Raw genomic sequence first — 13,359 nt, 5'->3', positions numbered from 1 at the left:
ATCGGCCCAGATCCGCGAAATTTTAATCAGCGAGTCAGCTTGGGAAGAAATGACCTGCTTATTCGCACCTTCCCTAATTTGTTGCCGTCTTTGTTGTAAATTTCAGCCGCATTTGCTGCGCCTGCTACCAGCAGTGCTGGTACCAGGAGGGACAGTACTTTAACTTTCATTATTTTAACCCTCTGTTGTTATATGCCTTATTATTGCCACTGCTTACTGATTAACCCTCTTAACCAGTCGGCAACTTCATTTTCCTCAAAATTACAGAATAATCCAACGGGAATATGATACGAAAACTTTGAAGATGTTTCATTTTCCGATCAAGATGTTTCATTTTGTAAAATAACGGGAACTTTTACAAAGCACAAAGAGCTTAAAAATATAGCACTTATAATCAAACGAAAACATCACCCATTATAAATCAATAAGTTACATTAAAAATCGTTACAGCACTGAATGACAAAACAAAACCCGTTGTTATCACTAAAATAACCCACGCTATCATCATTAACTTTATTTATTACCGTCATTCAGTTTTGAATGTCTGTTTATCCCTAATTCAACCGAATGCCATGCATTCGGTTTTTTTTTACTATTCTTTACGTAACTATTATTTAATTGTGCTACCGAGAAGAAATCATAACAACTATTAACTAAATCATCCCGCAACTATCTCCACATAATCGATATTGTCACAAAACTTAATTTCTTGTTAATTCGTGCTATTTTTTGACAATCATCGCAGCTTATTTGTACACATACCTTCTTTTTGTACATGTTTTTCCTTTGTCTTTGTTTGATAATCCGAACAGAAAAAGTCCCCTGTTCTCAGATTGCGACGCTGGAAATTCAGTTATTACCCTTTATACTGCCGTATCCCCTTAAAGCATGGCCATCACGGGTTAAACATATCAATGAGTCAGTCTGAAACTACCGTTTCGAGTAAATTCTCGCTTCTGCCTGGGAGCATCACTCGTTTCTTTCTTCTTTTGATCATTGTGTTGTTAGTAACGATGGGAGTGATGGTCCAGAGTGCGGTCAATGCCTGGCTGAAAGACAAAAGTTATCAGATAGTGGATATCAGCCATGCTGTGCATAAGCGTATTGATACCTGGCGCTACGCAACCTGGCAGATTTACGACAACATTGCCGCAGCACCAGCCACTTCATCCGGGGAAGGATTACAGGAGACGCGCCTGAAACAGGACGTCTATTACCTTGAAAAACCGCAGCGTAAAACAGAAGCGCTTATTTTTGGTTCGCACGACAGCGCGACCTTAGAGATGACACAGCGGATCTCATCCTACCTCGACACCCTTTGGGGCGCTGAAACGGTTCCCTGGTCGATGTATTATCTGAATGGCCAGGACAATAGCATGATCCTGATTTCGACCTTGCCGCTTAAAGACCTCTCTTCCGGCTTTAAGGAAACGACAGTCGGAAGCATTGTCGATTCCCGCAGGGCAGAAATGTTGCAGCAGGCAAATGCACTGGATGAGCGAGAAAGCTTCTCTTCATTGCGTCAACTCGCCTGGCAAAATGGCCATTACTTTACGCTGCGCACCACATTTAACCAGCCAGGGCATCTTGCAACCGTGGTGGCCTTTGATTTACCTATCAATGACCTGATTCCACCCGATATGCCGCTGGACAGTTTCCGTATGGATCCCGACAACAGCGCGCAAAACATGCGTACTCCTCCAGATAAGGAAGGCCCGGAGAGTGTCTCAATCTCTTTTAATGGCTCGAAGATAGAGATTTCTTCATCGCTAAACTCGACCGGTATGCGACTGGTGTGGCAAGTTCCTTTTGGCACATTGCTGCTGGATACCTTGCAAAATATCCTTCTGCCACTGCTGCTGAATATCGGCCTGCTGGCGCTCGCGCTGTTTGGTTATAGCACCTTCCGCTTTCAGCCGGGGCGTCAGAATGAAACACCTTCAGCACCTGGAGCCAGCAATGAATTACGCATTCTGCGCGCTCTAAATGAAGAAATTGTCTCTGTTCTGCCGCTTGGTGTACTGGTTCACGATCAGGAAGCCAATCGCACGGTGATGAGTAACAAGATTGCCGATCATCTCTTACCCCATCTGAACTTGCAAAACATCACGACCATGGCGGACCAACACCAGGGTGTTATTCAGGCCACCATTAATAATGAACTGTACGAGATCCGACAGTTCCGCAGTCAGGTCGCTTCTCGCACGCAAATTTTTATTATTCGCGACCAGGACCGCGAAGTTCTGGTGAATAAGAAGCTGAAACAAGCCCAAAGACTCTACGAGAAAAACCAACAGGGTCGTGCGGCATTTATGCAGAATATTGGCGATGCGTTCAAAGAACCATTAAAGGCGCTTGCCAGCCATGCAGCCAGCCTCGATACGCCAGAAAGCCTGTCATTAGCCAGCCAGGCAGACTCACTGGTTCGTTTAGTCGATGACATTCAGCTTGCCAATATGCTGGAAAATGACAGCTGGAAAAGCAGCTCTACGCTCTTTTCGATCCAGGATTTGATCGACGAAGTCGTTCCTGAAGTCCTTCCTGTCATCAAGCGTAAAGGATTACAACTGCTGATCAACAATCCGCTTTCTGCTAATGACAAACGCCACGGCGATCGTGATGCACTGCGCCGAATCTTGCTAATGCTGATCCAGTATTCCGTCACCACTACGCAGATCGGCAAGATCACCCTCGACGTCAGTACTGACGAGTCTGCTGACGATCGCCTGACATTCCGCATTCTGGATACTGGTGAAGGCGTAACGCCAAGCGAAGTTGATAATCTGCACTTTCCGTTCCTGAATGACACACAGAGCGATCATTATGGCAAAGCCAATGCGCTAACATTTTGGCTCTGCGATCAGCTGGCACGAAAAATTGGCGGCCATCTGAATATCAAGGCGCGTGAGTCACTTGGAACCCGTTATTCTTTGCACGTTAAAATGGCGGCCAATCCGCAAGAGCAAAACGAAGAGCGCTTACTGGATGAAGTGGTCGTGATGGTAGATGTGACCTCAAATGAAATCCGAAACATCGTGGTTCGCCAGCTAGAAAACTGGGGGGCAACCTGCATCACCCCGGATGAAAGGCTAACGAGTCAAGAATTTGATCTGTTTTTAACGGATAATCCGTCTAATCTTACTGCCTCCGGCTTGCTTTTAAGCGATGATGAGTCAGGCGTGCGGAAAATCGGCCCTGGCCAGATGCGCGTCAACTTTAATATGAGCAATGCGATGCAGGAAGCTGTACTACAACTAATAGAAGAACAGCTGGCGCAGGAAGAGATCCTGGAGTCCCCACTGGGAGGCGATGAAAACGCCGAACTCCATGCCAGCGGCTACTATTCACTCTTTGTTGATACAGTACCAGATGATGTTAAGCGGTTGTATACTGAGTCCGCCGCGAGCGATTTTGCGGCGCTGGCACAGACAGCACACCGGCTTAAAGGGGTGTTTGCCATGCTTAATCTGGTTCCCGGCAAGCAGTTATGTGAAACGCTGGAACATCTAATTCGAGAGAAAGATGCCTCTGGCATTGAAAAATACATCAGCGACATTGACACCTATGTCAAAAGCTTGCTGTAGCAAGGTAGCCTAATACATGAACAATATGAACGTAATTATTGCCGATGACCACCCGATTGTACTGTTCGGTATTCGCAAATCACTTGAACAGATCGAGTGGGTGAATGTAGTCGGTGAATTTGAAGACTCTACAGCACTGATCAATAACCTGCCGAAACTTGATGCACATGTGCTTATCACCGATCTCTCCATGCCTGGCGACAAATACGGTGATGGGATCACGCTGATCAAATACATCAAACGCCATTTCCCGGACATCTCGATCATTGTTCTTACCATGAATAACAATCCAGCGATCTTAAGTGCCGTGCTTGATCTGGATATCGAAGGGATCGTCCTGAAACAGGGTGCACCAACGGACCTGCCAAAAGCGCTGGCAGCACTGCAAAAAGGTAAGAAATTTACCCCAGAGAGTGTTTCCCGTCTGCTGGAGAAAATCAGTGCTGGCGGCTATGGCGACAAACGCTTATCACCAAAAGAGAGCGAAGTTCTTCGCCTGTTCGCCGAAGGTTTCCTGGTGACTGAAATCGCCAAGAAACTGAATCGTAGCATTAAGACTATCAGCAGCCAGAAAAAATCAGCCATGATGAAACTGGGTGTGGACAACGATATTGCCCTGCTGAACTACCTCTCTTCCGTAACGCTGAGTGCAACGGATAAAGATTAAGTCTTACAGATAAAAAAGCCCGGTGGCGTTATGCGACCGGGCTTTTTTTATGTCCTTGTTTTCCTCACTCGTTCTGCGTAGAGCGACAAGGTTTGTTCCAGTACATCCAGCGTGACCGGTTTTGAAAGGCAACTGTCCATGCCTGACTCCAGACAGCGCTGCTTCTCTTCAGCCAGCGCATTAGCGGTCACACCAATGACCGGCAACGTCAGACCCAGTTCACGGATGCGCTGCGTTAAACGGTAACCATCCATATTCGGCATGTTCACATCACTGAGCACAATATCAATAGGGTTTTTACTCAGCACATTAAGGGCATCAATACCGTCATTTGCCGTCTTGCACTGGTATCCCAGCGACCCGAGCTGATCAGCCAGCAGGCGACGGTTAATAGGGTGATCATCCACCACCAGAATCATCATATCGTCATTAACCGGGACCAGAGAATCCGGTGAAGGTAGGGCTATCGCGCCCTCGCTGTCATCCGGTTGCACACGATAAATGCGCACCAACAACCCAACTAATTCATGCGGTGTCGCCACACTATGTACCCATTCACCCGGCACGCGTTCAAGCGGAATACCAATATGACGATGACAGAAGGTCACTACTCCTTTTCCTGGCCACGGCTGTTCCAGCGTATCATCGGTGATCAGCATATCTTCAGCATCGGGCATTTGTCCGTCATAACGGGCAACCTGCATGCCGATGCGAGTCAGCAGAGATGTCAGGAAATCCTGCAACGAGGCATTATGAACCGCCAGCCAGCAGCGTTTTCCGCTTAACCCCTCTACCGTTGATTTTGCCGGATATTGTGCTGAATAGAGCGGAATACGAATGGTGAACTGGCTTCCCATGCCGGGCTCAGTATCTACAGAGATGTCACCGTCCATCATGCTAATCAGCTTTTCACAGATCGCCAGCCCCAGCCCTGTCCCCTGGAAATTACGCTGCACACCCGTTCCCACCTGGAAGAAGGGATCAAACAGACGCACAACTTCCTTCGCCGGGATACCTACGCCGGTATCACGCACGCGAATGCTCAGATAATCTCCTGCCCGGCAGACATGCAAAACAATGCAGCCAATATCGGTAAATTTAATGGCATTGCTGAGCAGGTTGGAGATGACCTGCTGCAAACGCATCGGATCTCCCTGCAAGGTCAACGGCACGTCAGGTTCGATAAAACAGTAAAGCCCGAGCTGCTTACGCACCACCAGCGGCAAATAGTTGGCGCTGATGTGGTTCATCACTTCGCGTGGCGAGAACTCACGTGGTTCAATTTTTAGCTGTTCAGACTCAATTTTGGAAAAATCGAGAATGTCACTGATGATTTTCAGCAGCAGGCTGGACGAGTTGTTCATCGCTGTGACCAGACGCTCGACACCTTTCGGCAGTTCTTTTGTTTGCAGTAAATCGAGGTTGCCGATAATGCCGTACAGTGGCGTTCGCAGTTCGTGACTGACGGTTGCGAGGAACATCGATTTCGACTGGCTGGCTTGTTCCGCCGCCTGCGCCATCTCCTGTAGTGACTCTTCCATTTTCACACGGGCCGAGACATCGACAAGAACGCAAATCGCCACATTTTCATTACGATAGCGCGAGTGCACAAAACTGATTTGCAGGTTGGTATGCGTGCTGGTCAACACATCGACAAAATTCACCTGCTGACCGCAGATAATTTGCGTTAATCGCTGTCGGTCTTCATGCGTCAGCATGTTCAGGTAGTTATGCGCCAACTCGTTGCTCAAGATATTCGTGCCATCCTGCGTCCGTAAAATACAGATCCCGACAGGCGCAGATGCGACAATTTTGCGGTTAAATTGTTCGTGCTCTTCCAGTCTCTGCGCATCGCTTTCTGCCGGAATAAAGATCTTACGCTCATACATACGCGCCAGCGTAAACAGCGCCACACCCACCAGAACGTTCAGCAATATTGCATTCAGAATAAGAATTCGAATCCGCTCAAGCACCATATCTACCGGGACAGAGTAGACGATGCTGAGCGAAGATGGCGGTAAATTCTTCTTCAGTACCAGCTCATGAAAACCGGAGGTATAGCCAAACCAGGAGCGCTCCTGCATCCAGCGAGGATCGACTTTTAACCGGTTTTCCGGCCCGGTGAGCGAAATCAGCGTGTGGCCATTTTCATCAAGGATAGTCACGCCCATTGGTAAACTTCCCGGCGTGAAGAAATTCTCCATACGGATAGTCTGTTCAATTCCCAAGAGTGCTTGCAGGCGATTAGCCAGATAAACGGGTGTCAATGCGTAGAAATACCCAACCCCCATACGTGGCCCCTGGCTTATCCAGAAGAGATTGTTCCCGCGCTCGTCTTGTGGGGCATCCCGGTATTTTACGATACGTTCATGCAGACTTTTCAGTGCATCGTCTCGCTCGACAGGAATATCGCGCAGGCCAAAATCAGCCATACACAGGTTATCGCTCCCAATCAGGAAAACCCGGTTGAGATCGTAGGCTGCGGAGAAATTATCGCGCCAGTAGCGCATAAACCATGCCAGAGACTCCAGAGATCCTCGCCAGGTACTCCCCATTGCCGAACAATCAGAATCCGGGAACAATGGCTGAAAATCAGGAACCTCTGTTTTTTCATTGCGCCCTCGCAGCGCCAGCACTCCGTTTTCTGCCGTCAGTCGATTTTCAGCAATGTACTTCAACTCCTTCATGACATCGGACGTGCGCTGAATATAACGCTGAGCCTGATCGGAGCTTAAGTTAAACTCCTGACGAATCTCCGATTCTTTTTGATGCAACGCGTTAACGATGTAAAACACCGAAAACAGCACCACCAGAAGCCAAAGCAATAGCGCCAGCGCCCGAAACAGATAGCGAGAAACTTTGAGCGTGGTACGAAAGGAGACGAGGTATTTCAAGGGGGCGAGGCTCCGCCATTGGGGTAAAAAAGAATGTGGTTAAGGTAGCGGTAAATGGCCGCCGTCGCAATGCTCTCTCTTTGCAGGAATATGATACACCACGAAGACATGCTTGCCCTTAGTGTTGATAATCGGCGCTGGTCTGCAAACATAACATGGACGTTAGTATGGGTTTTCTTACCGGCTTTTATCCCCGGCGCTTACGCAATCAAATGATCCTGATGGCCATCATGCTGGTGAGCGTGCCGACAATCTCTATTGGTTATATCGTAGAAACCGAAGGACGTTCAGCAGTCTTATCCGAAAAAGAGAAAAAACTGTCGGCGGTGGTAAACCTGCTTAACGACGCACTGGGCGATGCCTTTAGCCACGGTAGCCAGTTGCCACGTGACGCACGCATTCGTGCGCTGAATGCCGAGTTAAGCCCCATTACTGAACGTATTACCCAGGCCTTTCCCGGCGCTGGCGCAGGTTATTACCATAAAGCGCTGGATGCTATTGTCACCTACGCCCCCTCCGCGCTTTACCAAAGTAATGTTGGGGTCACTATTGCCCCCGATCACCCCGGACGCGATGTGATGCGCAACAATACGCCTCTCGTCTTTTCGGGTCGCCAGGTACGCGGTGATATTCTTAACTCGATGATTCCTGTTGAACGCCATGGGGAAGTGGTCGGTTATATCTGGGCTAACGAGTTGACCGACGATATTCGCCAACAGGCCTGGAAGATGGATGTTCGCATAATGACAGTACTGGCGGCTGGGTTGCTCAGCAGTCTGCTGCTGATTATCCTCTTTTCCCGCCGCCTTGGTGTCAACATCGATATTATCACTAACGGCCTATCAACCCTGGCACATAAAACCCACGCCATGCTGCCTGACCTGCCCGGCGAACTTGGGCAAATCAGCCGCAGCGTCAATGCGCTAGCACAAACGCTACGGGAAACCAAAACCCTGAACGACCTGATCATTGAAAACGCAGCAGACGGCGTTATTGCGATAGACAGGCAGGGCGACGTCACCACCATGAACCCAGCGGCGGAACAGATAACGGGATATAAGCGGCATGAACTGGTTGGACAATCCTATGCCACACTGTTCGCCAACACCCGTTTCAGCAGCCCGGTACTTGATACCCTGGAACACGGTACTGAGCATCTGGCCCAGGAGATCAGTTTTCCAGGACGGGAACGTATGATTGAGATCAGCGCCACCACCAGTCGAATCCATAACACCCACGGCGAAATGATCGGCGCCCTTGTGATCTTCTCAGATCTTACTGCCCGAAAAGAGGCACAGCGACGGTTGGCGCAAACAGAACGGCTGGCCACGCTGGGCGAGCTGATGGCTGGCGTGGCACATGAGGTGCGTAATCCACTGACCGCCATCCGCGGGTATGTGCAGATTATCCGCCAGCAAACAACGCGGACGGAACATCAGGAATATTTGTCGGTGGTGCTCAATGAAATTGACTCCATCAACAAAGTCATTCAACAACTGCTGGATTTTTCACGTCCGCGGCAAAGCCAGTGGCAGCGGGTACAGCTTGATACGCTGATTAAAGAAACGCTGATCCTCGTGCAAACCGCCGGTATTCAGGCACGGATAGCCTTTAGCATTGAATCCAGGTGTACTCTGCCAGAGATCATTGCCGATCGTGAACTCCTCAAGCAGGTGATACTCAATATTTTAATTAATGCTGTCCAGGCGATAGGCGCAAGAGGGGAAATACGGATCCGGACCTGGACGTACTCCCCGTTCCAGCAGGCTGTTACTATTCAAGACAATGGCTGCGGCATTGATATCGCTTTACAAAAAAAGATCTTTGACCCCTTTTTCACCACGAAAGCCTCGGGTACAGGTCTGGGGCTTGCGCTGAGCCAGCGTATTATTAACGCGCATCAGGGAGATATTCAGGTGACAAGCCAGCCGGGCTGCGGCACGACTTTCACTCTGATTTTACCGAACAACCCCCAGGGAAAACTGCCAGAATGAAAACCCCCTACCGTATTCTTATCGTGGACGATGAAGATAATGTTCGCCGTATGCTGGCTACTGCATTTTCCCTGCTGGGGCACGAAACCCACTGCGCCAGCAACGGCCAGGCCGCACTGAACCTGTTTTCCGACACCCGGCCAGATGTCGTCGTGATGGATATTCGTATGCCGGAATTAAACGGTATCGATGCCTTAAAAGTGATGCGAACGCAACAGCCCCGGGTTCCGGTGATCCTGATGACGGCCTATGCCGAAGTAGAAACCGCAGTTGAAGCCTTACGATGTGGTGCGTTTGATTATGTAATTAAACCTTTTGATCTCGATGAGCTTAATCTGGTGATCCAGCGCGCGTTACAATTGCAAGCGATGAAGCAGGAGATCCGCAATCTGCATCAAGCTCTGAACACCAGTTGGCAATGGGGGCATATTCTGACCAACAGCCCGGCGATGCTGGATATCTGCAAAGATACGGCAAAAATCGCCCTTTCACAGGCTAATGTACTGATCAGCGGTGAAAGTGGTACAGGAAAGGAGTTGATCGCCCGTGCCATTCACTACAACAGCCGACGGGCCAGCGGCCCGTTTATCAACATTAACTGCGCCGCTCTGCCAGAATCCTTACTGGAAAGTGAACTCTTCGGTCATGAAAAAGGGGCATTTACTGGTGCGCAGACGCTGCGCCAGGGCTTGTTTGAACGTGCCCATCAGGGAACTCTGTTACTGGATGAAGTTGCCGAAATGCCCTTTTCCCTGCAGGCAAAGTTACTGCGTATCCTGCAGGAGAGAGAGTTCGAACGCATCGGTGGGCATCAGACCATTCGCGTTAATATTCGCATTGTCGCTGCCACAAACCGCGATCTTCAGGCGATGGTGAAGGCCGGAACATTTCGCGAAGATCTGTTTTACCGGCTGAATGTGATTCATCTGATGTTGCCTCCATTACGCGAGCGTCAGGAGGATATCGGCCTGCTCGCTAACCATTTCCTGCAGAAATTCAGTTCAGAAAATCAACGCGATATTATCGAGTTTGACTCTACAGCCCTGGCATTGCTCACCCGATGGTCGTGGCCGGGTAATATCCGCGAACTGTCTAACGTGGTCGAACGGGCTGTCGTAATGAGTACCGGTGCAGTTATTTTTGCCGAGGATCTCCCTGCCCCATTCCACCATCCAGTCAGCACCAAAACCGCATTCAGACAGGTGCAGTCTGGGGAACGAAATTTGAAAGAAGAGATCAAGCGTGAGGAGAAACGGATCATTGTTCAAGTACTCGAACAGCAACAAGGCAACCGCACCCACAGCGCATTGATGCTGGGGATCAGTAGACGCGCCCTAATGTATAAGCTACAGGAATACGGGATCGACCCCGCAGATGGCTGATAGCCAAAATTGCTATGCAGAATTTTTCACAGTGCGCAAAATTCTGCATAGTCTCCCCCAAGAAACCCGTCACAACATAATAAAAATAAATCATTTATTTCAATTAGTTAATATAAAAACACTATCTTAATCAATCCTGGCATATCGCTTGCTATTCCCCAAACGTACCCAACATGGAGTATGCAAAAGGGAAACATAATGAAAACCAAACTGATTAACTTACAAGATGCCACCACTTTCTTTCGTGATGGCATGACTATTATGGTCGGAGGCTTTATGGGCGTAGGAACCCCGCCACGCCTCGTTGATGCCTTGCTACAATCTGGCGTTCGCGATCTGACGTTGATTGCCAATGATACCGCCTTTATCGATACCGGTATCGGCCCACTAATCGTCAATGGCCGGGTAAGCAAAGTCATCGCCTCGCACATTGGCACCAACCCTGAAACAGGCCGTCGCATGATTGCGGGTGAGATGGAGGTCCATCTGGTTCCGCAGGGCACGCTCATTGAGCAAATTCGCTGCGGTGGTTCAGGCCTTGGTGGTTTTCTGACCCCGACAGGCGTTGGCACCGTGGTGGCCGATGGCAAGCAAACCCTGCAACTTGAGGGGAAAACCTGGCTGCTCGAGCACCCGTTACGTGCAGATCTGGCACTGATCCGTGCGCACCGCAGTGACCGTTCAGGCAACCTTACCTATCAACTCAGCGCCCGCAATTTTAACCCGCTAATCGCCCTCGCTGCTGACATCACTTTAGCTGAACCTGATGAGCTGGTGGAAACAGGCGCACTTCAGCCTGACCACATTATCACCCCAGGCGCCGTTATCGACCATATCGTCATTCCACAGGAGAGCTAATCATGGATGCTAAACAACGTATTGCGCGCCGCGTAGCCCTCGAGCTTCGTGATGGCGATGTGGTCAATCTGGGGATTGGGCTGCCGACGATGGTCGCCAATTACTTACCGGAAGATATTCACATTATGCTGCAGTCCGAGAACGGTTTTTTGGGGCTAGGGCCGGTCACAACCACGCATCCCGATCTGGTGAATGCCGGTGGACAACCGTGCGGTATTTTACCCGGTGCAGCTATATTCGACAGCGCCATGTCCTTCGCGCTGATCCGTGGTGGCCACATTGATGCCTGTGTGCTCGGTGGCTTGCAGGTGGATGAGCAAGCTAACCTCGCCAACTGGGTTGTTCCAGGGAAAATGGTTCCTGGCATGGGAGGCGCGATGGATCTGGTGACCGGTGCCCGTAAAGTGATTATTGCCATGGAGCATTGCGCCAAAGACGGTTCGGCAAAAATCCTTCGTCACTGCACCATGCCGCTCACAGCGCAGCACGCAGTCCACCTGCTGGTCACTGAACTGGCCGTATTCCGCTTTATCGACGGAAAAATGTGGCTGACGGAAATCGTGGAAAACTGCGACATTGCCAGCCTACGCGAAAAAACCGAAGCCCAATTTGACATCGCGGCTAATCTAATCATCCAGCGGGGTGACCTATGATTGGCCGTATCTCGCGCTTTATGACGCGCTTCGTAAGCCGCTGGCTACCTGATCCGCTGATCTTCGCCATGCTATTGACGCTGATAACTTTTGGCGTTGCTCTCTGGCTAACCCCGCAAACGCCAGTCCGCATGGTGAGATTCTGGGGCGATGGTTTCTGGAATCTGCTGGCATTCGGGATGCAAATGGCACTAATCATCGTGACGGGGCATGCGTTGGCCAGTTCCGGTCCGGTGAAAAGTCTACTGCGTACCGCCGCCTCTGTCGCCAAAACACCGGCACAGGGCGTAATGCTGGTGACCTTCTTTGGTTCGGTAGCCTGTGTCATCAACTGGGGTTTTGGTCTGGTAGTTGGGGCCATGTTTGCCCGCGAAGTGGCACGACGGATCCCTGGTTCTGACTATCCACTGCTGATTGCCTGTGCCTATATCGGTTTCCTCACCTGGGGCGGCGGCTTCTCTGGTTCGATGCCGTTGTTGGCGGCGACACCAGGCAACCCGGTGGAACATATCGCAGGACTAATTCCTGTCGGCGATACCCTGTTTACCGGCTTCAATATCTTTATCACTCTGGCACTGATTGCGGTTATGCCGTTTATCACACGCCTGATGACGCCAAAACCCGCCGATGTGGTCTGCATTGACCCGAAATTGTTACTTGAAGAGGCCGATTTTCAGAAGCAACTTCCTGCTGACGCACCACCGTCTGAACGCCTTGAAGAGAGCAGGATCCTGACGCTCATCATTGGCGCTCTGGGCATTGCTTACCTGGGCATCTACTTCACGGAGAAAGGCTTCAATATCACCATCAATACCGTCAACCTGATGTTTATGATTGCCGGTCTTCTGCTACACAAAACACCCATGGCTTACATGCGCGCCATCAGCGCCGCAGCTCGAAGTACCTCTGGGATCCTGGTGCAATTCCCTTTCTACGCAGGGATCCAGTTGATGATGGAGCATTCCGGCCTTGGCGGACTCATCACTGAATTCTTCATTAATGTTGCCAACAAAGACACCTTCCCGTTGATGACCTTTTTTAGTTCCGCGCTGATCAACTTTGCCGTGCCGTCAGGCGGTGGTCATTGGGTGATTCAGGGGCCGTTCGTTCTGCCTGCCGCGCAGGCGCTCGGTGCCGACATTGGTAAATCCGTGATGGCTATCGCCTATGGCGAACAGTGGATGAACATGGCACAACCGTTCTGGGCGCTGCCTGCGCTGGCCATTGCCGGGCTTGGGGTACGTGACATCATGGGTTACTGCATCACCGCTTTGCTCTTCTCCGGCGTCATTTTTGTCATTGGATTGACCTTGTTCTGACAGCAATC

8 protein-coding genes and 1 pseudogene are annotated in these 13,359 nt (G+C 50.2%); 7 read left to right on the top strand and 2 right to left on the bottom strand.

Going from position 1 to position 13,359, the window contains the following annotated elements:
- Window positions 1-65: 65 nt before the first annotated feature.
- Window positions 66-170, bottom strand: a pseudogene (locus GF617_RS27160) (hypothetical protein); the annotation flags it as partial.
- A 744-nt stretch (window positions 171-914) separates the two neighbouring features.
- On the opposite strand from GF617_RS27160, the gene rcsD reads away from it, so the two are divergent.
- Complete coding sequence (gene rcsD, locus GF617_RS17465) at window positions 915-3,584, top strand: phosphotransferase RcsD (protein WP_203452181.1); 2,670 nt, start codon at window positions 915-917, stop codon at window positions 3,582-3,584.
- A 16-nt stretch (window positions 3,585-3,600) separates the two neighbouring features.
- On the top strand, window positions 3,601-4,251 hold the full coding sequence (rcsB, locus tag GF617_RS17460; protein WP_003859405.1) for a response regulator transcription factor RcsB: 651 nt from the start codon (window positions 3,601-3,603) through the stop codon (window positions 4,249-4,251).
- A gap of 47 nt (window positions 4,252-4,298) precedes the next feature.
- Here the strand turns inward: rcsB and rcsC are convergent, their stop codons facing one another.
- Entirely contained in the window at window positions 4,299-7,145 is a 2,847-nt protein-coding gene (gene rcsC / locus GF617_RS17455; RefSeq protein ID WP_203452180.1) for a two-component system sensor histidine kinase RcsC, read from the bottom strand.
- A gap of 167 nt (window positions 7,146-7,312) precedes the next feature.
- Here rcsC and atoS point away from each other — a divergent pair, with 167 nt between their 5' ends.
- From atoS to GF617_RS17430, 5 genes are all read left to right on the top strand, one after another.
- Window positions 7,313-9,139, top strand: coding sequence for a two-component system sensor histidine kinase AtoS (atoS, locus tag GF617_RS17450; RefSeq protein ID WP_203452179.1), 1,827 nt, complete (start codon window positions 7,313-7,315; stop codon window positions 9,137-9,139).
- Window positions 9,136-10,521 carry an acetoacetate metabolism transcriptional regulator AtoC gene (gene atoC / locus GF617_RS17445; protein ID WP_203452178.1) on the top strand — a complete coding sequence of 462 codons (1,386 nt, stop codon included), beginning with the start codon at window positions 9,136-9,138 and terminating at the stop codon, window positions 10,519-10,521. The genes atoS and atoC overlap by 4 nt, the downstream gene beginning before the upstream one ends.
- 198 nt (window positions 10,522-10,719) lie before the next feature.
- Window positions 10,720-11,379 carry an acetate CoA-transferase subunit alpha gene (gene atoD / locus GF617_RS17440; protein ID WP_203452177.1) on the top strand — a complete coding sequence of 220 codons (660 nt, stop codon included), beginning with the start codon at window positions 10,720-10,722 and terminating at the stop codon, window positions 11,377-11,379.
- A 2-nt stretch (window positions 11,380-11,381) separates the two neighbouring features.
- The gene (locus GF617_RS17435; RefSeq protein ID WP_181620193.1) at window positions 11,382-12,032 is read left to right on the top strand and encodes a 3-oxoacid CoA-transferase subunit B; all 651 of its coding nucleotides are present in this window, start codon (window positions 11,382-11,384) and stop codon (window positions 12,030-12,032) included.
- Window positions 12,029-13,351, top strand: coding sequence for a TIGR00366 family protein (locus tag GF617_RS17430; RefSeq protein WP_203452176.1), 1,323 nt, complete (start codon window positions 12,029-12,031; stop codon window positions 13,349-13,351). Before GF617_RS17435 ends, GF617_RS17430 begins: the two co-directional genes overlap by 4 nt.
- The last annotated feature ends 8 nt before the right edge of the window (window positions 13,352-13,359 follow it).

The sequence above is a fragment of the Lelliottia sp. RWM.1 genome (genome assembly GCF_016859735.1).
Classification (GTDB): Bacteria; Pseudomonadota; Gammaproteobacteria; order Enterobacterales; family Enterobacteriaceae; genus Enterobacter.
Note: the sequence above shows the minus strand (reverse complement) of the source record. Positions and strands in the feature narration are given on the sequence as shown.

Bases quoted from the DNA above. Each gene is read 5' to 3' on its own strand.
- rcsD (WP_203452181.1), top strand. From the start codon at position 915: ATGAGTCAGTCTGAAACTACCGTTTCGAGTAAATTCTCGCTTCTGCCT.
- atoD (WP_203452177.1), top strand. From the start codon at position 10,720: ATGAAAACCAAACTGATTAACTTACAAGATGCCACCACTTTCTTTCGT.
- atoS (WP_203452179.1), top strand. From the start codon at position 7,313: ATGGGTTTTCTTACCGGCTTTTATCCCCGGCGCTTACGCAATCAAATG.
- rcsB (WP_003859405.1), top strand. From the start codon at position 3,601: ATGAACAATATGAACGTAATTATTGCCGATGACCACCCGATTGTACTG.
- GF617_RS17435 (WP_181620193.1), top strand. From the start codon at position 11,382: ATGGATGCTAAACAACGTATTGCGCGCCGCGTAGCCCTCGAGCTTCGT.
- atoC (WP_203452178.1), top strand. From the start codon at position 9,136: ATGAAAACCCCCTACCGTATTCTTATCGTGGACGATGAAGATAATGTT.
- GF617_RS17430 (WP_203452176.1), top strand. From the start codon at position 12,029: ATGATTGGCCGTATCTCGCGCTTTATGACGCGCTTCGTAAGCCGCTGG.